At 65.3% G+C, this 25,111-nt stretch carries 19 protein-coding genes, 1 tRNA gene and 1 pseudogene; 4 read left to right on the top strand and 17 right to left on the bottom strand.

Features of this window, described 5'->3' with window-relative positions:
- Positions 1-8 precede the first annotated feature (8 nt).
- From GJG85_RS29395 to GJG85_RS29360, 9 genes and pseudogenes are all read right to left on the bottom strand, one after another.
- A complete protein-coding gene (locus GJG85_RS29395; protein ID WP_080334129.1) occupies positions 9-1,550 on the bottom strand; it encodes an enoyl-CoA hydratase-related protein in 1,542 nt (513 codons plus the stop codon).
- Between the two features lie 38 nt (positions 1,551-1,588).
- The gene (locus GJG85_RS29390) at positions 1,589-2,011 is read right to left on the bottom strand and encodes a thioesterase family protein (protein WP_050011242.1); all 423 of its coding nucleotides are present in this window, start codon (positions 2,009-2,011) and stop codon (positions 1,589-1,591) included.
- Positions 2,012-2,022: 11 nt separating this feature from the next.
- Positions 2,023-3,174, bottom strand: coding sequence for an iron-containing alcohol dehydrogenase (locus GJG85_RS29385; protein ID WP_124638257.1), 1,152 nt, complete (start codon positions 3,172-3,174; stop codon positions 2,023-2,025).
- A gap of 590 nt (positions 3,175-3,764) precedes the next feature.
- Positions 3,765-4,772 (bottom strand): helix-turn-helix domain-containing protein, encoded by a 1,008-nt coding sequence (locus GJG85_RS35320; protein WP_089489187.1) that lies wholly within the window; start codon positions 4,770-4,772, stop codon positions 3,765-3,767.
- Between the two features lie 57 nt (positions 4,773-4,829).
- Positions 4,830-5,828 (bottom strand): XdhC family protein, encoded by a 999-nt coding sequence (locus GJG85_RS29375; RefSeq protein ID WP_089489186.1) that lies wholly within the window; start codon positions 5,826-5,828, stop codon positions 4,830-4,832.
- A gap of 386 nt (positions 5,829-6,214) precedes the next feature.
- A pseudogene (locus GJG85_RS35105) lies at positions 6,215-6,372 on the bottom strand (IS3 family transposase); the annotation flags it as partial.
- The gene (locus tag GJG85_RS29370; RefSeq protein ID WP_204384154.1) at positions 6,372-7,658 is read right to left on the bottom strand and encodes an MFS transporter; all 1,287 of its coding nucleotides are present in this window, start codon (positions 7,656-7,658) and stop codon (positions 6,372-6,374) included. The gene GJG85_RS29370 and the pseudogene GJG85_RS35105, both read right to left, overlap by 1 nt.
- A gap of 118 nt (positions 7,659-7,776) precedes the next feature.
- Positions 7,777-8,922, bottom strand: a complete 1,146-nt coding sequence (locus GJG85_RS29365) for a mandelate racemase/muconate lactonizing enzyme family protein (RefSeq protein WP_204384153.1) — start codon at positions 8,920-8,922, stop codon at positions 7,777-7,779.
- A gap of 537 nt (positions 8,923-9,459) precedes the next feature.
- Positions 9,460-10,422 (bottom strand): D-glycerate dehydrogenase, encoded by a 963-nt coding sequence (locus GJG85_RS29360; RefSeq protein WP_204384152.1) that lies wholly within the window; start codon positions 10,420-10,422, stop codon positions 9,460-9,462.
- Positions 10,423-10,734: 312 nt separating this feature from the next.
- Here GJG85_RS29360 and GJG85_RS29355 point away from each other — a divergent pair, with 312 nt between their 5' ends.
- The 4 genes from GJG85_RS29355 (at position 10,735) to GJG85_RS29340 (ending at position 14,629) form a co-directional block, all read left to right on the top strand.
- Entirely contained in the window at positions 10,735-11,493 is a 759-nt protein-coding gene (locus tag GJG85_RS29355) for an SDR family oxidoreductase (RefSeq protein WP_050011248.1), read from the top strand.
- Positions 11,494-11,582: 89 nt separating this feature from the next.
- Complete coding sequence (locus GJG85_RS29350; RefSeq protein WP_050011249.1) at positions 11,583-12,869, top strand: MFS transporter; 1,287 nt, start codon at positions 11,583-11,585, stop codon at positions 12,867-12,869.
- Positions 12,870-12,929: 60 nt separating this feature from the next.
- A complete protein-coding gene (locus GJG85_RS29345) occupies positions 12,930-13,322 on the top strand; it encodes a VOC family protein (protein ID WP_050011250.1) in 393 nt (130 codons plus the stop codon).
- Positions 13,323-13,381: 59 nt separating this feature from the next.
- Positions 13,382-14,629: a citrate/2-methylcitrate synthase gene (locus GJG85_RS29340; RefSeq protein ID WP_204384150.1), complete on the top strand. Its 1,248-nt coding sequence runs from the start codon at positions 13,382-13,384 to the stop codon at positions 14,627-14,629.
- Positions 14,630-15,099: 470 nt separating this feature from the next.
- On the opposite strand, the gene GJG85_RS35100 is transcribed toward GJG85_RS29340, so the two are convergent.
- The 8 genes from GJG85_RS35100 to fdnG all read right to left on the bottom strand — a co-directional run bounded on the left by GJG85_RS35100 (position 15,100) and on the right by fdnG (position 25,063).
- Positions 15,100-15,348 (bottom strand): hypothetical protein, encoded by a 249-nt coding sequence (locus tag GJG85_RS35100; RefSeq protein WP_235356133.1) that lies wholly within the window; start codon positions 15,346-15,348, stop codon positions 15,100-15,102.
- Positions 15,349-15,554: 206 nt separating this feature from the next.
- Positions 15,555-15,650, bottom strand: a tRNA-Sec gene (locus GJG85_RS29330).
- Positions 15,651-15,682: 32 nt separating this feature from the next.
- Complete coding sequence (gene selB, locus GJG85_RS29325) at positions 15,683-17,608, bottom strand: selenocysteine-specific translation elongation factor (protein WP_124630517.1); 1,926 nt, start codon at positions 17,606-17,608, stop codon at positions 15,683-15,685.
- The gene (selA, locus tag GJG85_RS29320) at positions 17,605-19,044 is read right to left on the bottom strand and encodes an L-seryl-tRNA(Sec) selenium transferase (RefSeq protein WP_050011252.1); all 1,440 of its coding nucleotides are present in this window, start codon (positions 19,042-19,044) and stop codon (positions 17,605-17,607) included. The genes selB and selA overlap by 4 nt, the downstream gene beginning before the upstream one ends.
- A 72-nt stretch (positions 19,045-19,116) precedes the next feature.
- Complete coding sequence (gene fdhE / locus GJG85_RS29315; RefSeq protein ID WP_176015415.1) at positions 19,117-20,052, bottom strand: formate dehydrogenase accessory protein FdhE; 936 nt, start codon at positions 20,050-20,052, stop codon at positions 19,117-19,119.
- Positions 20,053-20,443: 391 nt separating this feature from the next.
- A complete protein-coding gene (locus tag GJG85_RS29310; protein WP_089489179.1) occupies positions 20,444-21,070 on the bottom strand; it encodes a formate dehydrogenase subunit gamma in 627 nt (208 codons plus the stop codon).
- Entirely contained in the window at positions 21,067-21,981 is a 915-nt protein-coding gene (fdxH, locus tag GJG85_RS29305; protein ID WP_059783956.1) for a formate dehydrogenase subunit beta, read from the bottom strand. The genes GJG85_RS29310 and fdxH overlap by 4 nt, the downstream gene beginning before the upstream one ends.
- 10 nt (positions 21,982-21,991) lie before the next feature.
- Positions 21,992-25,063 carry a formate dehydrogenase-N subunit alpha gene (fdnG, locus tag GJG85_RS29300; RefSeq protein WP_143328897.1) on the bottom strand — a complete coding sequence of 1,024 codons (3,072 nt, stop codon included), beginning with the start codon at positions 25,061-25,063 and terminating at the stop codon, positions 21,992-21,994.
- Between the last annotated feature and the right edge of the window lie 48 nt (positions 25,064-25,111).

Raw genomic sequence — 25,111 nt, 5'->3', positions numbered from 1 at the left:
TTCCTCCGTCAACGTCCCTGGAATTTCGCCGAGCGCTTTTCCGCGAACGCGGCCCGGCCTTCCCGATAGTCGTCGCTGCTGGCTGCCGCCGCGATCATCGCCTCGGCTCGATCGAGATCGAGCGCGCCGGTGCCCATCGCCATCCCGTTCAGCTGGTATTTCGCACCCGCCAGGCTCAGCGGCGCGTTCGCCGCCATCGTTCTCGCAAACGCGCGCGCATCGGCCATCGGATCGCTCGTCCTTGCGCGCGGCTTAGCGCCGCTCACACGCTGCCACCATGAGAGCGGCGCGACCTGCGCGTCGTCTCCGGCGATCCGGTCCACGAATCCGATGTCGCGCGCCGCACGCGCATCGAATCGCTCTGCGCCGTACAGAATCTTCTTCGCTTGCGACAGCCCCACCAGCGACAACAGCTTGCGCGTCCCACGCACGCCGTAGATGATGGAAAGGCGCGCCGCAGGAATGCCGAACGTGGCGTCTGGTGCCGCGAAGCGGAAGTCGCACGACATCGCCAGATGCGCGCCTCCGCCCAGGCAGTAGCCCCGCAATACGGCAATGGTCGGCTTCGAGATGTTCGCGATCGCATCGCAGCACGCATCCACCGCAATCTCGTACGCGTTCGCCTGGCCAGCGTCGGCGCGCACTTTCTCGAACTCGGAGATGTCGGCGCCTGCACAGAAGTCGTCGCCCGCGCCTGTCAGCAACACGGCCCGCACCTCGGGATTTCGTTCGAGCGCGGCCATAATCGATGGCATCGCGAGCCACATCCCGTATGTCATCGCGTTGCGGCTGCGCGGTCGGTTCAAGGTGACGACCGCGATCTGATCGGAGATCCACACCTTGATCTTCTCGGTCATCAACGCATCCGTCACCTCCGACTGAAGATCGGCCAACGGGATCGCGGGTGCGCCGTCCGCCCCGGAGGAGCGAGCCTGCGGCGCAGCGCTGCCGACGGATTCCACGCGTTGCCGCGGCGCCGCGGGTTCGGCGGCGATGGCCAATTCCGCGTGAGCCGGCGCAACGAGCGGACGCTCGATCGACACAGCCGCCATCAGTGCATCGACGCCCATCGTCGATGACGACGCCTCCTGTTCGCCATTGGCCACTTTCGTGCCGACCTGCCTCGCGAACAGATCGAAGAAATCATCGGCCGACTTGCGCGCCGCCGCATCGATCATTCGCGAGCCCAACTGCGCCAGCTTGCCGCCGACGTTCGCCTTGACGCCGTATCGAAGCAGCGTGACATCCTGCTCCAGCGCTTCGAGCGCCACGTCGATGTCAGCACGCGCGAAGCCTGCCGCGCCGCCGGACCCTTCACCCGTCAGCGTGTAACTGACGGGGGCGGCGATATTAGACAAAGTCACCTTGCCGGCGAACCGCGCCTTGATCGGCCCGACCTTCGACACCACCGTCGCGGTAAATTCATTGTCGGCACTCTTCTCGAGCACTTCGCACCCCGGGATGCTGGCCTGCAGCACCGCCGGATCGTTGAGCGCGTTCCACACGGTCTCGCGGGATGCCTGCAACCGTGCCTCTCCTGCCATTTCCATTTGTTCTCTCCTCCAGGACACCTGTTGTGACCGGCGCGTCAGGCCATCAACGACCGCAAGACTTGCCGGACATCGTTCGGAATCGGCACCGGACCGTTCGTTGCCCGATCGACATAGACGTGTACGAACTCGCCGATCGCCGAAGCCATGTCGGCATCGTTGCGAAACAGCGCGATCTCGTAGCGCACGCTACTGTTGCCGAGATGCACGACCTTCATGCCGACATGGACGACGTCGGGAAAGCCGATCGACGAGAAGTACGTGCAACGCGTGTCGACCACGAGCCCGATGATCGGGCTGGTTGCAATATCGAGCACGCCACGTTCAATCAAATGCCGATTGACCGCCGTATCGAAGTACGCGTAATAGACGACGTTGTTCACGTGCCCGTAGGAATCGTTGTCGGACCAGCGCGTCTGAATGGCGCTGAAGTGCGGATATTGGGCGCGACGCGACGGCATTTTTTTCTGGGTCACAGAACCTCCTCGTAGAGCGCAGCCGCATCCTGAAGGGAAATCTCGCGCGGGTTGTTCACGAGCAGACGGGTTTGACGCATCGCGTCTTCCGCCAGTGTCGCGATATCGCCGCGGCTGATACCGACGTCAGACAGCCGCGTCGGCAAGCCGAGCGCCTTCGGCAGTGCAGTCAGCCGCTCGACCAGTGCGTTCGCACGCGCACCGGTATTTCCCGTGACGTCGGGCATCAGAACGGCGGCAAGCTCCGCATACCAGTCGGCCGCGGCATCGAGGTTGAAACGCATGACCGCCGGCAGAACGAGCGAGTTCGACAGCCCGTGCGGAACATGAAAGCGTGCACCCACCGGATAGGCCAGCGCGTGCACCCCTGCTACGGGAGCATTAGCAAACGCCAGGCCGGCCAGCATTGCGCCGAGCAGCATTGCCTGGCGTGCGTCGCGATTGGTGCCGTTGGCACAAGCCTCGCCGATGTTGGCGCCGAGCAAGCGAAGCGCTTCCTTCGCGAGGCAATCGGAGACCGGATTCTTCAGGCGCTTGCTGGTGTACGCCTCGATCGCATGAACCATTGCGTCGATGCCCGTCGCCGCCGTGACCGCGGGCGGCAAGCTCAACGTCAAATCCGCGTCGAGCACCGCGATGTCCGGCAGCAGTATCGGCGAGACAACACCCTTCTTTTCTCCGTCTCCGGTTGTCACGATCGAAATCGGCGTGACCTCGGATCCAGTTCCCGCAGTCGTGGGGAGCAACACCAGCGGCAGCCGCGGCCCTTTCGCGACGCCCACGCCGTAAACGGCGTCGAGCTTTTCCGTCCGTCGCGCGAGAAGCGCCACCAGTTTCGCGACGTCGAGCGAGCTACCGCCGCCGATACCGACCACGCAGTCGGCCCGGGCGGACACCGCCGCATCGGCCGCACTATTCACAACGTGAGCCGGCGGATCGGCCTGCACGTCCGCATACACCGTAACGGCCGTGCCGGCTGCCTCGAGGCTATCAAGCGCCGGTTTCAGCAGACCGTTATCGACGATGCCGCGGTCGGTCACGAGAAAGACCGCGCGACAGCCCAGCCGGCCGACGATTTCCCCAAGGCGGGCCGAAGCGCCGGCCTCGACGATCGTAGACCTGTTCGACTGAAACTCAAATGCGTTCAATTTTGCTCCTCCACCCGATCACGGAATCACGGAATCACGAAATCGACAACGATGTCGTGACGACAAACTAACTTGCATAAGTGGACTATAGTGAGCGAAATTCTGATTTGCAAGTCCCTTGTTCGACAACCTGTCATGTATGACGCCGCGCGGCTATCCAGCCGTTATTGGCTGATGTATTGAAGCATTCCGCGCGGATGCAGCCGTCTCTTTCGCATGGAGGAGCGGCCGTGCCAATAGGGATTCATCAGCGCAGATATCGCTTGCATTTCCGATACCTTCTTGGTTGTGTACCGGGCACGCTTACACGGTTAACGTCTGCTGCAAGGTCGAATCGGGACGCGGCAAGTCCGCGCGCGACCGGATGCGTCCGGCGACACGTGCGGTCGACCAGTCGCACCAAACCATGACGAAGGGAAAAAGGAGATGACGAGGCAAATCGCCACGCGCGCGGTCCCCCGGCGCGATTTGAACGAGACGCATAGCCGGCTGCCAGGCCGGCCGGCTAAGAAGACAGCCACCGCGATGCTGTTGAATCGATCTGCCGCGGTACGCGCGCCCCGGCGCCACGCGGCATCGAGAAGCGCGAGTCAGGCGACGTCGAGCTCTACCGGCAACGCATATCGCAGCACATATGACATTTCACGCGGATCGAGTTCGGCACCGCATTTGTCGCATGCGACGATTGCATGAAAATCGTGGTCGCACTCCCGGTGCCGAAGTTTCAACGGTGCTTTGCCACCCGAAAGCCACTTGTCACCCCAGGCCATCATCACCAGCAGCGGCCCATACAAGTCGCGGCCCATTTCGGTCAGCCGGTACTCGTAACGCTTCGGCTTCTCCTGATACAGCCGCTTCTCCGCGATACCCTGCTCCACGAGTCGCTGCAGTCGGTCCGACAGGATGTTGGTGGCGATACCCAGGCGCGACTGAAACTCGTCGAAGCGTCGAACACCGTAAAAGAATTCCCGGATCACGAGGAAGCTCCAGCGGTCACCGATGATCTGCAACGTTCGCGCGACCGAGCATGGCCGAATACGCTCGAGGACACGCACGTCCGAACTCCGGCGCGAGCGCTTGCGTTCGATGCTACGCTCCTCGCCGCCCGCTCCCGGCCCGTCGCGATAGTGGACGGACCTCGGGTCAATGCCGGCGCGGCAGTGCGAGCACACGACGCGCGGTGCGCAATCGCATTGGCAGGTCTTGTGAATCAGTTTCAACGGCGGCTGCGCGCCGCCCGCAAGCCAACGGTCGCCGAAGGCGAGCAGCGCGATCATCGTCGCGTACAAGTCGCGGCCCTGCTCCGTGAAACGGTACTCGTAGCGGGCACCGCCGGTCGACGGAAGCTGTTTCTTCAGGATGCCCAGGGTCGTGAATTTCTTGAGCCGCTCCACCAGCGTGGTACGCGGCACCTGCAGGATGCTCTGGAACTGCTCGAATCGCCTGACGCCGAAAAAACACTCCCGCAGAACCAGAAATCCCCACGCATCCGACAGTATCTCGACTGTTCTCGCAACTGATGAATAGCGCTCGATCGATGCAAAACGTGCATCCGACGCACTGTGGCTCGACGATTCGAGCATGGTGGGTTTAGCCATAAGTTCATCGAAAATTTTATCTGCCATTCACACAACGCCACACAGGTACGCGCGTGCCTATTCGCTCCGTTGCGGCACCGACGGCGCATCGCGCAGCGCGTGCGCCTGCACGACCAGCACACCGTCCCGGTGCGAAGTCATCTCCGCCATGATAGCCACCGCGATCTCCGGCGGCGTTCTGGCACCGACGTGAAGCCCGATCGGACCATGAAGCGCTGCAACCTGTGTGTCGGTCAAGTCAAACAGCTTGAGCCGTTCCCGACGCTTCGCGTTATTCGCACGCGAGCCGACCGCTCCCACATAGAATGCCGGGGATTTGAGCGCCTCTATCAACGCCAGGTCGTCGATCTTCGGATCATGCGTCAGCGCAACCACGGCCGTGTTCGGATCCAGGCCGACTCGCTCGATCAGGTCGTCGGGCATTTCGCGAAATACTTCGGTATGAGCCACAGACCATTCCCCGAGGTACTCTTCACGCGGGTCGTAAACGATGACGCGATAGCCCAGCGCCACCGCCACCCGCGCAACATATTCGGACAGTTGCCCTGCACCGATGATCAGCAGGCGATGGCTCGGTCCGTAACATGCGCGCAACGACACGCCGTCGAACGAGGTCGGGGCCGCCGAATCGGTCGGCCTCACGTCGGCTTCGCCGGTATTGGCATTCACGTTGCGGATCACTACCCGGCCACGCCTGACCCATTCCAGCGCCTCGTCAAGGCGCGACGATACCCGGACCGGTTCCACGAGAATCATCAGCGTGCCGCCGCACGGAAGGCCGAAGCGATGGGCGTCGTCCGCCGAGAGGCCGTAGGTTACGACAGTCGGCGTCGAGCCCGAAAATCCGACGCGCCACACGCGCTCGATCAGATCGTCCTCGAGACACCCGCCCGATACGGAACCCTTCACTGCACCGTCGTCACGCAGCGCGACCATCGCGCCGATCGGGCGAGGCGCCGAGCCCCACGTCTTCAGAACCGTGCCGAGCATCACCGCGGGCCCAGCGCAATGCCACATGATGGCAGTTTCCTGTACGTCTCGATCCGTGCTGTCCAACGCAGTTTCCCTCAACGGCCCTTCCACAGTACGCCAATCAGTTCATTTATGCAAGTTATGAACCGACAGACGTTAGAAAGTTTGCCACTGGATTCGACCTTGATAGCCCTTGGGGCGGAGGGACAGGCTTCGAGTTGCTGCGACAGTTCGGGCAACCGTAAGCGAAAATAAATCTATGGTCCGCCCCAGTTTTACAACCCCTGAAGGTTGATGCCATGTTGGCTTGCCCTGCTCTATCCAGCGTCGTTTTAAGGACCGCCCCCCCGCCTCAATGAAGTTCGCGCCTGCAGCTCGAATAAAGTCGTGCGGCTCTGGTAGGTGTCTTTATTTTCCAGGATGTTCCACACGGCCTGAACCGCCCCGGGAAACCGGGGAGGCTGGTTGGTTTAACTTGATGCCGATTCAGCGGTGGCTGTTCCAAGTTGGCGATGGCAGTTTGTCCCGGTTTTGGCGGCCTGGGTATAGCCGAGCGGTTTCATCAACCGATGATGATTAAATCAGGTCTCACCCACTCCCGCGTTGCTAGTTCAACGGAGTACTTCGTCAGGCAGCCCCGCGCATCTGCACAACGGCCCGCGCGCGCACCGTGAACGTCAGGATCACCGCACCAGCCAGCGCCGATGCACCCGCGAGCACGAACGCGCTCGCATACCCACCGCCATACTGAACGAGCCAGCCAGTCACGCTTGGCGACAGGATGCCCGCCAGATTTGCAAGCAGGTGAACGAACCCGCCCGCCGAGCCGACACGTTCGCGCGGCACGATTTCCTGCAGCAGCGACCAGCAAGCCTGCGGCGCCATGAACGCGAACAGGCTCGCGATCGCGATCAGCGTGACGGCCGCGCCGAGCGAGCTCACGCGCGACGCCAGCAGCACGCAGGCCGCCGCGACCGCGAGCCCAACGACGATCACGATCTTGCGCGCGAACAGCACGTCGCCGGTGCGGCGGTAGATGCGATCCGACACGGTGCCGCCGGCCACGAACCCGACGGTCGCGCCAAGCCACGGAAGGATCCCGACGACGCTCATCTGCTTGATATTCAGATGCTGGTAGTCGGTCAGGTAGCTCGGCAGCCACGACAGGAAGAAGTACAGCACGTAGTTGAAGCTGAAGAACGCGAGCGCGACGCCGAGCACCGGCCGCGACAACAGATCGCGCAGTAGCGGACGCACGGCGTGGTCGTCCGCATGCGCATCGGGTGCGACGTCGATCATCCGGTCGGATGCGATCTCGCGCGCCTCTTCCGGCGACACGCGTGGATGGCTGGCCGGATCGTCCCGGAACAACGCCCACCACGCGGCGAGCCACACGAAGCCGAGCGCGGCGATCACGACGAACGACACGCGCCAGCCGAACTGCAGCGCGACCAGACCGACGATCGGCGCCGCGATCGCCGCGCCGAGCGGCTGCCCGGCATTGGTCCAGCCGACCGCGCGTCCCGCCTCACGGCGCGGGAACCAGTTCGAGATCGCCTTGTTGGTGGTCGTCCCCATCGGCCCTTCGCCGATCCCGAACGCGACACGTACCACGAGCAGGTGCGCGAACGATCCGGCCAGCGCGGTAGCGCCGCAGAACAGCGACCACACGCCGGCCGCGCACGCGAATACGCGACGCGGCCCGAACCGGTCCGCTGCCCAACCGCCGACGAAGCAGAACACGCAGTAGCCGATGAAGAAGCTGCTGAACAGGATGCCCATCTGCGCATCGTCGATGCCGAGTTCGCGCTTGATGATCGGCGCGACGACGGACAGCGCCGCGCGATCGAGATAGTTCAGCATGCCGGCGCCGAACAGCAGCGCGCCGATCCACCAGCGGTAACGCGTTTTCATGTTGTCTCCTGTCGAGCCGGGCACGTGCCTGCGCATCCGCCCGGCTTCCTGATTTCCGATTGCGCCGCCACACCGGCAACGGCTTTACGTGCGTGCGCCGAGCGCACCGTTCCTGCGCTCAACCGAGCGTCGCGTGCGCGATCGTGTTGCGTGCCAGCACCGCTTCGTTTGGCAAGAAGCCAAGCCCGGGCACATCGGGCAAGCGCAGCCGCGCCCCGGGCCGCTGCGCGTCATGCAACCGCTCGGGCCAGTCGAGATAGGGAATTTCGAGCGCGACATCGTCGGGCAGCGCCGCGACCACGTGCGCGGTCGCCAGCAGCCCCGCTCCGTAGTAGAAACAGTGCGGCACAACGCGCACGCCGTGCTCCGCCGCAAGCGCGATCACTTCCGCGATGCCGGTCGGTCCGCCGATCTTCGCGATGCTTGGCTGCGCGACGTCGAGCGCCCCGTGTTCGAACAGGTCGCGAAAGCCCGCGACACCCGACGCGTTCTCGCCCGCCGCGACTGGCACGCCGGCGCCGCGCACGCGCGCGATGCCGCCCGCGTCGTCGCAAGGCCACACCGGTTCCTCGATCCAGCCGAGACGCAGGTCGGCCAGCTCGCTCACATGCCGCAGCGCGTCGCTCGCCGACCACGGGCAGTTCACGTCGACCATCAGTTCGCTGCCGGCCGGCAGTGCCGCGCGCGCGGCCGCGATGGCCGCACGTTGCGTCTCGTGCAGCTTGATGCGACGGAACCCCTCGTCCGACGCCAGCCGCACGTGGCGCGCGACTTCGTCGGGATCGTTGTCGTAGCTGACCAGGCTCGCATACACGTCGATCTCGTTGCGATGGCCGCCGAGCCAGCGATACAGCGGGACGCCGACCGCCTGCGCGGCGAGGTCGTGCAGCGCCGTGTCGATCGCGGACAACGCGTACAGCACCGGTCCGGTGCGCCCGAACGCATGCAACGCGCGATCGGCCGCGTCACGCAATGCGGCGATCCCGTGCCGCGTAGGCTCGAATTCGGCGCCCTTGAACCAGCGGCCAACCGGGCCTTCGAGCGCGGCGAACGTGACGGGATTGACCAGATGACCGAATGCTTCGCCCCAGCCGACGCGCCCTTCGTCGTCGGTGAGCCTGACCAGCAGCGACTCCATGCGGCGCAGCGAGCGGTCTGCGGCGTTATACGTGTCCGCGGCGGCCGGTTCAACTGCGGCGACGGGACGGCGGCCCGCATCGAATGCGAGCGAAAGGCGAATGACTTCGATGGCGACGATTTTCACGAACGTATTCCCGGTGCGGAGGGTCGGGGGCATGGATGCGGCCGACGGCGGAAAATGCGATGTGACGGACGACGGCAGCAGTGCGAGACCGTTCGACTGCGTGCCGTCGGCCGCCAACTTAGTCAGTCATCGTATAACGATGGTCGTCGTTGTGCAACCTATCTCCAACTACTTTCCGCATGTTTACTAGGATGACTCACATCCACATGTTATATGACATCTTATGACTTAATTCGAACGGGGAAGACGGAATTCAATGTTTCATGGAATCCAGAAGCAGAAGCGTGGAGTAGTCGCATCAGGCGAGTCCTAGGAGAAAGCACTGCAACCATCGACATTAGGGCGTCCGCGTCCCTCCTCCCTTGACGAGACAAAAGCGACGCTCGTGCATGCGGCTGCTTATTCGGGCATTCCGCCCGTTCAAGGCCGCGCACGAAGTGCTGATGGCGCAGCGATTGTTGAAGGAACGACGCGCCGACTGCCGGGGCTCCCGCGCTCGGATACCCCGGCGTGGACCAGCGCAAGCGGCCGCCATCATCACAGCGCGTTCGGCGCTCTCCTCCCGTCAAGCACGGCCGCGACATTGTCGAGCGCGGTAAGCCCCATCTGGTCGCGCGTCTCGATGGTCGCACTCGCCATGTGCGGCGACAGAAACACATTGTCGAGTGTGGCAAAGCGCGGATCGATGTTGGGCTCGTTCCAATAAACATCAAGCCCCGCGGCGAACAGCCGATGCGAGGTCAACGCGTCGTAAAGCGCATCCTCGTCGACGAGACTTCCACGCGCCGCGTTGACGAACACCGCACCGTCGCGCATCAAACCGAACTCGCGGCGCGTCATCAACGGCGTGCCGCCGCCCGGCACGTGCAGCGTGAGGATGTCGCACTGTGGCAGCAGCGTGTCGAGATCCCCGCAATAGCGCGCGCCGGCCTCGATCTCCGGCGGTGCCGGCCGCCGATCGGTATAGACGATCTTCATCCCGAACCCGCGTGCGCGCTGGGCGACCGCGCGGCCGATCCGGCCGAAACCGACGATCCCGAGCGTCTTGCCGTTCACGCGCGTGCCGAGCATGTCGGTCATGCCGAACGACTTTCCCCACCCGCCGCGCACGATACGCTCGTACTCCGACGCACGCCGGCACGCGGCCAGTATCAGCAGCATCGTGAAATCGGCCGTGCAGTCGGTCAGCGCGTCGGGAGCGTTGCTGACCACGATGCCGCGTGCGCGTGCGGCGGCGACATCCATGTGATCGTAGCCGGCGCTCGCGTTCGCGATGATCTTCACGCTCGACGGCAATGCCGCGATGTGCTCGGCCTGCAGCCCCGATTTCTTGCCGATCAGCACCGCCGGTGTCTGGTAGCGGTTGCAGAACTCGACGACGGACGGCGCGTCCATGTCGGCATCCGTCACATACGCGTTGAATTCGGCTGCCGCGCGCGCGGCCACTGCGGCGGGAACGCGTCGCGCAACCAGCAGCTGGGTGCGATTGTTGTCAGGCATGGTCTCGTCCTTGGTTCGGATAACGGAGCACAGCCTACGAATCGCGGTCGGCGCGGGTCAATATTGATTGATTCGATCAACATGTCCGCGCAGCCGTGCGCGCCGCCGGATGGCCGAACGCCTCCACGGGCATCGCCGTCGTGCGAGGGCGCCACGGCATGCGGACGGAACCTCTACGAGCTCAGGAAAACCCTGACGTGCGCCCGTCAGGACGGGGCAGTTGATGTTGATTGAACGAATCAAGATTGCTGCGGCGTCGCCGCCGCGCAATCCTTTTCTCATGCTCAACGAACCGAACACGAGGTCGTGAAAATGCAGACAGGAAAAAAGATCGCGGCGGTGACGGGCGCCGGCACCGGCATCGGACAGGCCGCTGCGGTAGCGCTCGCGCAAGCAGGTTTCAGCGTCGCGCTGCTCGGCCGGCGCATCGATCCGCTCCTCGGGACGCAAGAGATCATCGAGCGGGCCGGGGGCGTGGCAGCGGCAATTCCAACCGACGTGTCCGACGAAGCATCGGTCGACGCGAGCTTCGCACAGATCGTACACACGTTCGGGCGCCTTGACGTGCTGTTCAACAACGCGGGCCGCAACGCCGGCGCCGTGCCGATCGACGATTACACGCTGCAATTCTGGAACGACGTGGTCGCGACCAACCTGACCGGCGTGTTCCTGTGCGCCCGCGCCGCGTGGCGCCAGATGAAGCGTCAGACGCCGCAAGGCGGGCGCATCATCAACAACGGCTCGATCTCCGCCCACAGTCCGCGCCCGAACACGATCGCGTACACGGCCACGAAGCACGCCGTCCTCGGCATCACGCGCTCGCTTGCCCTGGATGGCCGGCCATTCAACATCGCGTGCGGCCAGATCGATATCGGCAACGCCGCGACCTCGCTCACCGAACGCATGGACAGCGGCGTGCTGCAGGCCGACGGCCGCATCGCGCCCGAGCCGCGGGTCGACGTTGCGCATGTCGCGAGTGCGATCGTGCAGATGGCCAACCTGCCGCTCAAAGCCAACATTCTGAACATGACGATCATGGCGAGCGCGATGCCCTTCGTCGGACGCGGCTGACCGCACGCGCGCACACGGCAAGTGCGCCGGCGCACCCCACATTAAAATTGGAGACGACATTGAAAACCGCAGAAGAGCACGTTTCGGCCATGCGCCGGCTCGACACACATGCAGGCGCCGCAAGACGCTCGAGGGTACGCTACGGCGTACTGTCGATGTTGCTCGTGGCAACGATTCTCAACTACGTCGACCGCTCCGCGCTCGGCATCGTCGCGCCCGCACTGTCGAAGGATCTCGCGCTCACGCGCGTGCAAATGGGCGAGCTGTTCGCCGTGTTCGGCCTCGCCTATTCCATCGCGCTACTGCCGGCGGGCGTGCTCACCGACTGGCTGGGCTCGCGCGTGGCCTACGCGCTGTCGCTCGTCGGCTGGTCGCTGGCGACGCTGACTCAGGGGTTCGCGCAGGGATACCACATGTTGCTCGGCTCGCGGCTCGCGATGGGTGCGCTCGAGGCGCCCGCATTCCCGTCGAACGCGCGTGCGGTGACGATGTGGTTCCCGGTCCAGGAGCGCGGCTTCGCAACGAGTGTGTACGTGATGGGCCAGTACATCGGCACGCCACTTTTCACCGGCCTGCTGCTGTGGATCTCGTCGGCATTTGGCTGGCGCGCCGTGTTCTTCGCGACAGGCACGTTCGGCGTCCTGTTCAGCGTCGTCTGGTATCGGCTTTATCGCGACCCGTCGCGCCATCGCGGCGTCAATGCAGCCGAGTTGGATTACATCACCGAAGGTCGCCCGGTGGTGACGGCGCGCGATCCATTCGACTGGCGCATGGCGCTGCGTCTGCTCGGCTATCGGCAGGTCCTCGCGATCTGTCTCGGTAAGTTCTGCAACAACACGCTGCTCGTGTTCTTCACGACCTGGTTCATGACCTACCTGGTCGAGGAGCGACACATGTCGATGATCAAGGTCGGCGTGTTCCAGGCGATGCCGTTCATCGGCGCGACGCTGGGCATCCTTATCGCCGGCTATTTGTCCGATCTTTGCATCCGGCGCGGTGTGTCGATGTCGTCATCGCGCAAGGCGCCGCTCGTCATCGGCACTTTCCTCGGCGCATCGATCGTGCTGGTCAACTTCGTGCATTCGAACACGCTGGTAATCGCGATCCTGACCGTCGCGTTCTTTGCGCAGGGCATCGGCTCGATGTCCTGGGCGGCGGTGTCCGAGATCGCGCCCAAACGCTATGTCGGGCTTACCAGCAGCATCACGAGCCTCGCCGCGAATATCGCCGCCGTGACCACGCCGCTGATGATCGGCTATGTGACGCAGCACACCGGCAGCTTCTTCTGGGCGCTGAACCTGATGGGCGCGATCTGTCTCGTCGGCACACTGTCGTATTCGGTGCTGCTCGGCAAGCTGTCGCGTATCGAGCTCTGACCCGCGCTCGTGCCGCCCACCTGCCCTTGCGCTGACTCCCCAACTCGACCCTCCACCATCATGATTGAATTCAAATGGGATCACCTGCAACTCTGCTCGGCCGATGCCGAAGCCACCGCCGCCTGGTTCGCGCGCTGCCTGAACGCCAAAATCGTGCGACGCCCCGGTCGCGTCGACCTGCGGATCGGTGACATCAACCTGTTCATCACGGCGCTGCCGCACGCGCATTCGGCAATCACGCCGGACGGCGCGCGCGTGCAGGGAATCGATCACTTCGGCGTGCTGGTCGATGATCTCGACGCGGCTTACCCGCACCTGGTCGACAACGGCGCCGAGATCGTCCAGCCCATCGCGCGGGTCCGCGCCGGCGTGCGCTGCTGTTTCGTGCGCGCGCCTGGCGACATCCTCGTCGAAGTGCTCGAGCGGCGTCCGGCCGAGATGACATTCAACTGAACCCGGTCTATAGTCGGCGCACGCGGCCACGCACCGGCCGCATCCTTATCAAGACTCCCATGCAGAACTGGATCACCCTGACAGAAGCGGCGCGGCGGCTCGGTGTGCGGGCGCAGACCGTCTATGCGTACGCGAGCCGCGGAAGCATCGCCGTGATTCAGGATCCGGACGATCCGCGCAGGAGCCTGTATCGCGCCGAGGACGTGGTCGCACTGTGCCGCAAGAAGCAAGTCGGCCGCAAACGGGCGGCGCTGGCGGCCGGCACGATCTTCGGCGCCGAGCCGTGCATCTATAGCGGCATCACCACGTTCTCGAAGGGCCGCGCGTGGTATCGCGGCCGCGACAGCATTCAACTCGCCGAGAGCGCGACGCTCGAGGAAACGGCTGCGCTGCTTTGGCAGGCTACCGCGCCCGTGTCGTTCGATGCGCCGGCGCTCGCACTGCCGGCCGGCGAGCCCGATCGGCAATGCGCGTTCACGATGCTCGCGACGCTGGCCGCAAACGGCCATTCGACGCTCGGCCGCCTCGACAGCGCGCTTCACACCGAGGCCGGGCAGCTCGTCGCGATCGTGTCTCGCGCGTTCGGCGCACATGACGATGCCAGCGCAGGCCCGCTCTGCACCCATCAGCGGCTCGCGGCCGGCTGGGCGCTCGACAGCCGTGGCGCCGACCTGCTGCGCTGCGCGATGGTGCTGGTCGCCGACCACGAGATCACGAGCTCGGCATTCGCCGCGCGCATCACGGCATCGACCGGTGCGTCCCTGGCCGGCTGCCTGCTGACAGGGCTCGCCACGCTATCGGGCCCGCTGCACGGCGACGCGTCGGGACGCGTGCGGGCGATGTTCGACGACGTGCAACGATTGGGGGCCGAGCGCGTCGTCGATCATCACCTGAGGTCCGCGATCCCGCTTCCCGGCTTCGGTCATCATCTGTACCCCGACGGCGATCCGCGCGCGGCCGCGCTGCTTGCGCGACTCGACCCGCCGGCCGAGATCGCGCACTTCGTGGACAAGGTTACGGCGCTCACCGGCCTGCGGCCGACCATCGACGTAGCGCTTGCGATGTTGTCGGTGCAGCTTCGGTTGCCCCGCGATGCGGCGTTTGGGCTGTTCTCGATCGCGCGCAGCGTCGGGCTGCTCGCCCACTGCATCGAGCAGTTGCGCGTCGGCAAGGTGATCCGGCCGCGCAGCCGTTATACCGGGCCGGCGCTCGACGATCGGCATCTGCGGCCCGCCGCTGACGACGATGGCAAATTACCGAAAGCCGGCGTGATCGATAAGAATCGCGTGTTCAAGGTGGTGGAGTAACCCGCGTGACGCGCCGCACACCAAATTGAACGCGTCACCGTTTGCGAGGCAAAGTTGTCATTTGCCGCGGCCTGCGAAGACCGGTGTCAACTCCCCTGCGACGCCGGCAGCGGCAATCACGCGTTGTGCGAAACCTGAGTTTGAACGGGCAATGCTCCACAGCGGCCGCTTACCCGAGCCCTTCGCGGGGGCGTTTAATGCAAACAGACAGGCAGATTACAGAAGTTATCTGCAGACGCTTGCAATGAAGCTTTCCGAATGGCAGCACAACCCCCACGACAAGACAGATTCGCTTGAGGCAGACGCCTTGAACCGTATGGATTCTAGAGTGACAGAATTAATTTGCTCTACGTGACTCGAAGACGGCTATGAACCAGTTCGCGATCCTCTACGAGGATCGATTCGTTCGACCATCCGTGTGAATCTCAACCCGCCTTGAACACGGAAATCCTGACACCCCGTCGACGCCATCATCGGTGAAAATGAGTCGCCATGCAATCGATCAGCTCAGCTCCTTGCGAGCCTTGCCTGAAACGCTTTTGCTCTTCAAAGTCCAGCGATGGCAATAGGTGGATGATCTGCTCGTCGCTATATAGCGCCATCACCGTCTCGGCATCCAGCCCGATTACCTTACGCCCTCTCAACGTGTTGGCCGCCTCAATAGTCGCTCCAATTATTACGTCTGCCAACTGCACCGCGGGGCTCACCTTCGAGTCCACCTGCGTCACCGACGTGAGTTTGAGCGGGAACTTCAGACTTGCGATCTCCGACTGCCTGAACTCGATGGCTTCCTCATGGTTGATGTACTGCTGAATCAGGTCATGGTAAGTCAGGAGGTTCTTGGACTGGTCATGCTCGACACAGTACGAACCCTCAGCTTGCGGACTTTCAGAGGAAGCTCAAGGAACGCCGCGGAAGCCCGGCATGGCGGAAGGCAGCAGGAGTCGAACCTACCCAGGAGTGTCTGACACCCCCAACTGGATTTGAAGTCCAGCCGTACCACCGGATACGAATGCCTTCCGTGGGAAAAAGAAACCGAAGAACGACGAGCGCCTACGCCTGAATACCCACCCAACCGCTATCAGGCCGCAGGTAGTGAAGATCGCGGTGGAAGCGAGTATACCCAACCCGATCGAAGAACTCGAGAATCTGGATCGCGCGCTTGCGACCGAGCCCCGTCGCGTCGCGGAACGTCGCCGCATCGAGCCCGCCGCCGCGCGACGGCGCGAGATGCGCGACCAGTTCCGCCAGTTCGCGCGCGACGTCGGCATGATAGAACAGGTCGCGCACGACCTGCTGCACGTCGCCGCGCCGTGCGAGCTTGCGCAACAGCGCGCGCACCGCGTCCTCGGCCGCGCCCGTGTCGCGCGCCAGGTCGCGCACCCACGGCGGATCGAAGCGCCCCGCGTGAATCAGCGGCAGCAGTTGCCGCGCCAGCGCTTCCTCGCGCGGCTCGAGGCTCACCGAATGCGACGGCAGATGCAGCCACGGCCCGCTGCGCACGACTTCGCCGCCGGACACCAGCGCGTCGACGAGCGCGCGCCACAGCGCATCGCTCGCGAGCGGCGCGGCCATCCGCCGCAGGCGTGCGGCGTCGAGCCCCTGCTCGTCGGGCATGCGCTCGTGGTACGCACGCAGCGTCTCGACCGCCCGCGTCTGCAACGCACGCCAGTGCGCATGCGAAATCACCGCGCCTTCGTTCGACGCGGCATCGCGTTGCCCGATCGCCAGCGCATCGCCGGGCAACGCCAGCACATTCGGCGCGAACCCCGTCAGATGCGTGAGCGTCGCGCGCGCGATGCCGAGCGGCGCCTGCGCGAGCAGCGCATCGACGCGCCCCTCGTCGAGCCACGCCGCGAGCGCATCGAGCCACGCGCGCCGCGCAGGCGTGCGACGCTTGCGGGCCGGCCCGAACGGATCGAGCACCCGGCCGCCGCCGACGGTGCGCGTCGCCTGCGGATTGCGGACGATGAAGCGGTCGCCCGGCAGCGCGAACACCGGCTCGTCGAACACCAGTTGCACGCGCATCCGCTGGCCGGCCGCGAGCGTGTCGCCGTCGAGCAGCGCGACGTGGGCCACACGATGCAGCGTGCCGAGATGCACATGCAGCGGCGCCCAGTGGGTCAGCGTCAGCCCGGCGTCCGCGAGCAGCGTCAGCTCGACGTCCAGGCGCGGCGACGTCGCGACGAGCCGCGCGTCGGCGACGGTGTCGCCACGCTCGACGTCGGCCTTGTCGACGCCGGCCAGGTTCAGCGCGCAACGCTCGCCCGCCCGACCGGCCTCGACCGGCCGGTTCTGCGCATGGATGCTGCGCACGCGGGCCGCGCCGCCCGTGCGCACGATCGCGAGCGTGTCGCCCGTCGCGACGCGGCCCGCGAACGCGGTACCCGTCACGACGGTGCCCTGCCCGGCAAGCGTAAACACGCGATCGACCGCGAGCCGGAACAGCCCGTCGTCGCGACGCGCGCGCCACGCGATCGCCGCGTCGGCGAGGTGCTGCTTCAACGCGGCGACGCCCGGATCGTCGGCCACGGTCGCACGCGTTTCGAAGATCGGCGCGCCGGCCAATGTCGAGTCGTGCAGCCACGCGGCGATCTCGTCGCGCACCTCGGCGACGCGCGCGGCATCGACGCGATCGCATTTCGTCAGCGCGACAGCGCCATGCGTGACGGCGAGCAGTTGCAGGATCGCGAGATGCTCGCGCGTCTGCGGCATCACGCCGTCGTCGGCGGCAATCACGAGCAGCGCGAAGTCGATCCCGCACGCGCCGGCCGCCATCGTATGAATCAGTTTCTCGTGGCCCGGCACGTCGATCAGGCCAAGCACGTCGCCGTTGTCGAGCGGCGTATACGCGTAGCCGAGTTCGATCGAAATGCCGCGCGCCTTCTCTTCCTTCAGGCGATCGGTGTCGACGCCCGTCAGCGCACGCACGAGCGTGGTCTTGCCGTGGTCGATGTGCCCCGCGGTCCCGACGATCATGCGGCGGGCCCCGCGAGCGGCACGCATTGCGCGACGAACGCCGCTTCGTCGGCCGCTTCGAGGCAGCGCAGGTCGAGCCGCAGCGCATTGTCGGCGATGCGGCCGATCACCGGGCGCGGCCATTCGCGCAGCCGCTTCTCGAGCTGCGCGAGCGCGCGGCCGCTGCGCTTGCCGTCCGCCGAGCGCACCACGAGCCCGGCGCTCGGCAACTGGTCGACCGGCAGCGCGCCGCTGCCGATCTGGCTGAACATTGGCTCGACGGTCACGTCGAAACCGCTGCCGAACGCAGCCTGCAACGCGGGGCGCACGCGTTCGGCAGCGTCGGCTATCTCGCACTGCGGGCGCGTCAGCAGGCGCAGCGTCGTGAGCCGGTCGCGCAGGAATTCGGGCGACTGATACAGGCGCAGCACCGGTTCGAGCGCCGCGAGCGTCAGCTTGCCGACGCGCAGCGCACGCTTGAGCGGATGCTTCTTGATCTTCGCGATGAGCGCGCGATCGCCGACGATCAGGCCGGCCTGCGGGCCGCCGAGCAGCTTGTCGCCGCTGAACGTGACAACGTTTGCGCCGGCGGCGACGGTTTCCTGCACGGTCGTCTCGTGCGGCAGGCCCCATTGCGACAGGTCGGCCAGCGTGCCGCTGCCGAGATCGACGGCGACCGGCACGCCGTGCTCGCGCGCGAGCGGCGCGAGTTCGGCGAGCGTCGCCTCCTTCGTGAAGCCGCTGATTGCGTAGTTGCTGCAGTGCACCTTCATCAACAGCGCCGTGCGCGGGCCGATCGCGTCCGCGTAGTCGCGCAGATGCGTGCGATTGGTCGTGCCGACTTCGCGCAGCTTCGCACCGGCGCGGCTCATGATGTCGGGAATGCGGAATGCCCCGCCGATCTCGACCAGCTCGCCGCGCGACACGACGACTTCCCGCTTCGTCGCGAGCGCCGACAGCGTCAGCAGCACGGCCGCCGCGTTGTTGTTGACGACGGTCGCGGCTTCCGCGCCCGTCAGTTCGCACAGCAGAGCGTCGATCAGGTCGTCGCGATCGCCGCGGCGGCCGGTGGCGAGATCGAATTCGAGGTTGACGGGCCGCGTGAGCACGTCGACCACCGCGCGCACCGCGTCGTCGGGCAGCAGCGCGCGCCCGAGGTTCGTGTGCAGCACGGTGCCTGTCAGATTGAACACGGTCCGCACCGCGCCCGCGCTCTGCGCGGCCAGCGTATGCGCGACGGCAGCGGCGATGCGCGGCTCGTCGAGCGGCTCGGCCGCGGCGGGGTCGTGCTGCGCGGCCGTGCGCCAGCGTGCCAGTTCGGCCCGCACGGCATTCAGCACGCGCGTGCGGCCATAGTCGGCGACGAGCGGCTGCAGCGGCGCCGACGACAGCACGCGCTCGACCGACGGCACACGCGCCAGCACGGCATTCAATTCATTCACACCCGGTTCGGTCACGTCGTTATCGCTCCAGTCTCATGCTTCGCAGTCGGCCGGGCCGACGCTCGCGCACCGCCCCGGCCCGTGCCTTCAGTCCGCTTCCCGCGACACGTCCGGCCACAGCAGCGGGTTCGGCGAACTGCGCTGGTAGCCGGCCTCGTTCATCAGCAGGTCGAGCGTGAGGCTCGCGAGATCGTCCGCCAGCGGCTCGAACTCGTAGTCCTTCTCCTGATAGCCGATCTTGCGATAGGTCTTGCATTCGTCGCACGATTCGGCCTTGACGGCTTCGCTGCCGCCTTCGATCCCGTGATACGCGATGCCCTTCGTCGAATCGCAGTGCGAGCACTTGGTGCGCACCATGTGCCACTCGGTCGTGCACAGCCCGCACTGCAGGAAACGGTAGCCCTGATACTGGCCGCCGACCCGCACGACGCTCGCAACCGGATGCGTGCCGCACACCGGGCACAGCCCCGGCTGGTCGAGATACGGAACGTCGGTCGGCGTCACGCGGCTCGCGAGGTCCGTCCACACGACCTGCAGCGCGGCCATCAGGAACGGCGCGGTGGCCGGATCGACTTCGGCGAAGCGCAGCGCGAGGATCGCGTCGGCCTGCGCGTCGAGCTCGGCCGGCGCCATCAGCCGCAGCCGGTCGAGCAGCTTCGCCAACTGCGGATTGACGAGCCCGGCGCTTTCGACGCGGTCGAGCAGTTCATACAGCACGGCGCGCCAGCGCGAATCGCGCTCGCCGTGGAGCGCCGGCACGAGCGGCATCGAATGTTCCTGCGCGCGTGCGATCGCTTCCTTCGACGGCAGCGGCAGCTCCAGCGTCTGCAGCGTCGCGTGCTGCGCATCGGCGACGGTGGCCATCAGCCGCAGGTAGCCGCTGATCGGGTTCAGGTCGGCAAGCTTGCGCAGCCGCGCGGCGCGCGCCGCGAACGCGGTCGCGCGCTCCGGCAGACGAAAGCGCGGAATGGCCGAATGATCGAGTGCCGAGATCTCGGTCGGCTCCAGAATGCGTTGTGTCACGAAAATATCTTCCAAGGGGGCTGTTTGCGCATGGAACGCGCATGCGTTGCCACGAGAAGGGCCGCTCGCGAGGCGCGCGACGCAGCGAATACTGGCGTATTCGCAAGGAGCGCAACGTGGCGAGCGGCCCTTCTCGTGGCAACCCGTGTCTAATTATCCATTTTAGGGGAATGCCCGAAATCGCCCACAGGGCGGCGTCGCTCGTCACTTGTTTGGCTCGGCCAAACGGCGCTCCTCGCTCCTTGCCCTGCGAGCGATTTCGGGCATTCGCATGCGCGTTCCATGCGCAAACAGCCCCCAAACTAAGCGCCGACGAATCGGCGCTCTCAGGCGATTCCGACGGTTGGCGGAACAGCACGCCGCAATCGGCGTACCGCCCCGCTCCGCTGCGTTACTTCACGCTTTCACGGAACCACTTCGGGTGATGCTTGCGGGCCCAGCCCAGCGTGACGGTGCCGCGCACCATCGCGCCGATCGAACCCTTCACCCACAACGCCGCGTAAATGTGCACGATGATGCTCGCGATCAGCACGAAGGCCGCCACGGCATGCACGACAGCGGCCGCGCGGATCACCCCGATCGGGAAGTAGAACGAGAAGTAGCGCCGCCAGATCACGATGCCCGATAGCAGAAGCAGCAGCAGGCAGGCCACCAGCGTGAAGAATAGCAGCTTCTGTCCGGCGTTATAGCGCCCGACCGGCGGCAGCTTGTCTTCCTGGTTGGTCAGCACGTCGCCGATCTGCCTGAGCCACTGCCGGTCGTCCGCGTCGAGCGCATTGTGGTGCCAGAAGCGCACCACGAGAATCGCGAACGACACGAACATCACGAGGCCGACGAACGGATGCAGGATCCGCGTCCACTGGCCGCCGCCGAACAGCGCGGTCAGCCAGAACATCGACGGATGGAACAGCGCGAGCCCGGACAACGCGAGCAGCACGAACGTGATCGCGGTGATCCAGTGGTTCGTGCGCTCGTTCGGCGTGTAGCGGACGATCAGGTTGGGGTCGTCGTGGTTCATTTCGCGTCCTCCTTGATGCGTCGCGCTTCGTCGCGAGCGGCGGCTTCCTCGTCGTCGGTGACCTCGTTCGGACCGACCCGCGTGTAGTGGAAGAAGCCGGCCAGCGCGGTCAGCGCGAGGCCGGCCACCGCCAGCGGCTTCGCGATGCCCTTCCACAGCTTCACCATCGGGCTGATCGACGGGTTGTCGGGCAGCCCGTGATACAGCGACGGTTTGTCCGCATGGTGCAGCACGTACATCACGTGCGTGCCGCCCACGCCTTGCGGGTCGTACAGCCCCGCATGCTCGAAGCCGCGCTCCTTCAGGTCCTCGATCCGCTCGGCCGCGTGCTGCTTCATGTCCTCCTTGGTGCCGAACACGATCGCGCCCGTCGGGCAGGTCTTCACGCAGGCCGGTTCCTGGCCGACCGCGACGCGGTCGGAACAGAGCGTGCACTTGTATGCGCGATGATCCTTCTTCGAGATCCGCGGCACGTTGAACGGGCAACCGGTCACGCAGTAGCCGCAACCGATGCAGTTCTCCTCGTGGAAATCGACGATCCCGTTGTTGTACTGCACGATCGCGCCCGGCGACGGACACGCCTTCAGGCAGCCCGGATCCTCGCAGTGCATGCAGCCGTCCTTGCGGATCAGCCACTCGAGGTCGCCCGCCGGGTTCTCGTATTCAGAGAACCGCATGACCGTCCACGAATGCTCGGTCAGGTCGGCCGGGTTGTCGTACACGCCGACGTTGGTGCCGACCTCGTCGCGCAGGTCGTTCCACTCCATGCATGCCGTCTGGCATGCCTTGCAGCCGATGCACTTCGATACGTCGATCAGCTTCGCGACGCTCCCGGTCACCGGTTCGCGCACCGTGGGCGGTGGCGTCGTGGTGGCCGAGACCCGCTTGATATCCAGCGATTGCAATGCCATCTCTTTCCCCTTACGCCTTTTCGACCTTCACCAGGAACGACTTGAATTCCGGTGTATAGGAGTTGCCGTCGCCCACGGACGGAGTCAGGGTATTGGCGAGATAGCCGGGCTTCGTCAGGCCCTTGAAGCCCCAGTGCAACGGGACGCCGACCGTCTGGACCTTCTTGCCGTCGACCGTCAGCGGCTTGATCCGCTTCGTGACGAGGGCGACCGCGATGATGTAGCCGCGCTTGGACGACACCTTCACGCGCTCGCCATGCGCGACGCCGACTTCCTTCGCGAGGTCTTCGCCAATCTCGACGAATTGCTCGGGCTGGATGATCGAGTTCAGCCGCGCATGCTTGGTCCAGTAGTGGAAATGCTCGGTCAGCCGGTACGTGGTCGCCACGTGCGGGAAGTCCGCCACCTTGCCGAACGACGCACGATCGTCCGGGAACACGCGGGCGGCCGGGTTGTTCAGCGCCAGCGGGTTGTTCGGGTGCAGCGGGTTCGCCGCGAGCGGCGTCTCGAACGGCTCGTAGTGCTCGGGGAACGGACCTTCGTTCATCCCCGCGCGGGCGAAGAAGCGCGCGACGCCTTCCGGGTTCATGATGAACGGCGCCATCCCGTTTTCGGGCGGTTCGTCGGCCTTGAAGTCCGGCACGTCGGCGCCCTTCCACGCGCTGCCGTTCCAGCCGATCAGCTTGCGGGTCGGGTCGAACGGCTTGCCGGCGACGTCGCACGACGCGCGGTTGTACAGGATCCGCCGGTTCGCGGGCCATGCCCACGCCCAGTTCAGCGTCTGGCCGATGCCGGTCGGGTCCGAGTTGTCGCGCCGCCCCATCTGGTTGCCGGCCTGCGTCCACGCGCCGCAGAAGATCCAGCAGCCGCTCGCGGTCGTGCCGTCGTCCTTCAGTTGCGCGAACGCGGCGAGCTGCTCGCCCTTCTTCACGAGCGTCTTCGCCGGGTCCTTCGGATCGGGCAGATCGGCGAGCGCCTTCCCGTTGAACTCCATCGCCAGTTCTTCGGGCGTCGGGCTTTCCGGGTTCGCGTACGGCCAGGTCAGGTTCACGATCGGGTCCGGGTACTTGCCGCCGTCCTTCTGGTACAGCTTGCGCATGCGCAGGAACAGCCCCGACATGATCTCGAGGTCGCTCCTCGCTTCGCCCGGCGGCTCCGCGCCCTTCCAGTGCCACTGCAGCACGCGGCTCGAACTGACGAGCGAGCCGTTTTCCTCCGCGAAGCAGGTGGTCGGCAGGCGGAACACCTCGGTCTGGATCTTCGACGCATCGACGTCGTTGTAGTCGCCGTGATGCTTCCAGAACTCGGACGTCTCGGTCGCGAGCGGATCCATGATCACGAGCCACTTCAGCTTCGCGAGGCCCGCCGCCGTCTTCACCTTCGACGGCGCCGCCGCGAGCGGATTGAAGCCCTGGCAGATGTAGCCGTTCATCTTGCCGGCATTCATCAGCTCGATCGCCTGCAGCAGGTCGTACTGCTTGTCCAGCTTCGGCAGGTAGTCGTACGCCCAGTTGTTCTCGGCGGTGGCCGCATCGCCCCACCACGACTTCATGAAGCTGACGTGGAATGCCTTGTAGTTCTTCCAGTAGCTGAGCTGGTTCGGCCGCAGCGGTTCCTGCACGCGCTTCTTGATGTACGCGTCGAAGTCCTGCTCGGCCTGCATCGGCAGCGTCATGTAGCCCGGCAGCAGGTTCGACATCAGCCCGAGGTCGGTCAGCCCCTGGATGTTCGAGTGACCGCGCAGCGCGTTCATCCCGCCGCCGGCGATGCCGATGTTGCCGAGCAGCAGCTGCACCATCGCGCCGGTGCGGATGATCTGCGCGCCGATCGAGTGGTGCGTCCAGCCGAGCGCGTACAGCACCGTGCCGGCGCGGCCGGGAACGGCCGTGGTCGCGAGCATCTCGCACACCTTCAGGAATTTGTCCTTCGGCGTGCCGCAGACCTGCTGGACCCTCTCCGCCGTATAGCGCGCGTAGTGCTGCTTCAGCAGGTTGTAGACGCAGCGCGGATGCTGCAGCGTCGGGTCGACCTTGACGAAACCGTCGTCGCCGCGCTCGTAGTCCCAGCTCGATTTGTCCGGGTACGCGTGCTTCTCGGCGTCGTAGCCGGAATAGATGCCGTCGTTGAACGCGAAATCCTCGCGCACGATGAACGAGAAGTCCGTGTAGTTCTTCACGTACTCATGCTGGATCTTGTCGTTCGTCAGCAGATAGTTGATGACGCCGCCCAGGAAGACGATGTCGGTGCCGGTGCGGATCGGCGCGTAGTAATCGGCCACCGAGGCCGTACGCGTGAAGCGCGGGTCGACGACGATCAGCCGCGCCTTGCGGTGCGCCTTCGCCTCCGTTACCCACTTGAAACCGCACGGATGGGCCTCGGCTGCATTGCCGCCCATCACGAGAATCACGTCCGCGTTCTTGATGTCGACCCAATGGTTCGTCATCGCTCCACGGCCAAACGTCGGGGCAAGACCTGCCACCGTCGGGCCATGTCAGACACGCGCCTGATTGTCGAATGCGAGCATCCCGAGACTGCGGATGGTCTTGTGCGTCAGGTAGCCGACCTCGTTGCTGCCCGCCGACGCGGCCAGCATGCCCGTCGTGAGCCAGCGGTTGACCTTCGCGCCGTCTTCGGCCGTCTCGACGAAGTTCGCGTCGCGGTCGGCCTTCATCAGCTTCGCGATGCGGTCGAGCGCGTCGTTCCACGAGATGGGTTCCCACTTGTCCGAGCCGGGCGCACGATACTCGGGGTGCGTCAGGCGGTTCGGGCTGTGGATGAAGTCGATCAGGCTCGCGCCCTTCGGGCACAGCGTGCCGCGATTGACCGGGTGGTCGGGATCGCCTTCGATATGGATGATGCTCGGCTGCGCGTTTTTCGCGCCGTCGCCGAGGCTGTACATCAGGATGCCGCAACCTACTGAACAGTAAGGACAGGTGTTGCGCGTTTCGACGGTGCGCGCCAGTTTGTACTGTCGGACTTCGGCCAGCGCTTCGGACGGAGAAAAGCCCATCAGGGCAAGACTCGATCCGGCAAGCGACGTGGCGGTCACCTTCAGGAACTGGCGCCGGGACATTTGTAGCATGGCGGTCTCGGCGTTATTGTGGGGTGGGGTACGACTGAAAGGAATTAT

Source organism: Burkholderia sp. MS389, assembly GCF_016899425.1.
GTDB lineage: Bacteria > Pseudomonadota > Gammaproteobacteria > Burkholderiales > Burkholderiaceae > Burkholderia > Burkholderia sola.
This window is presented reverse-complemented; position numbering and strand designations above follow the sequence as displayed.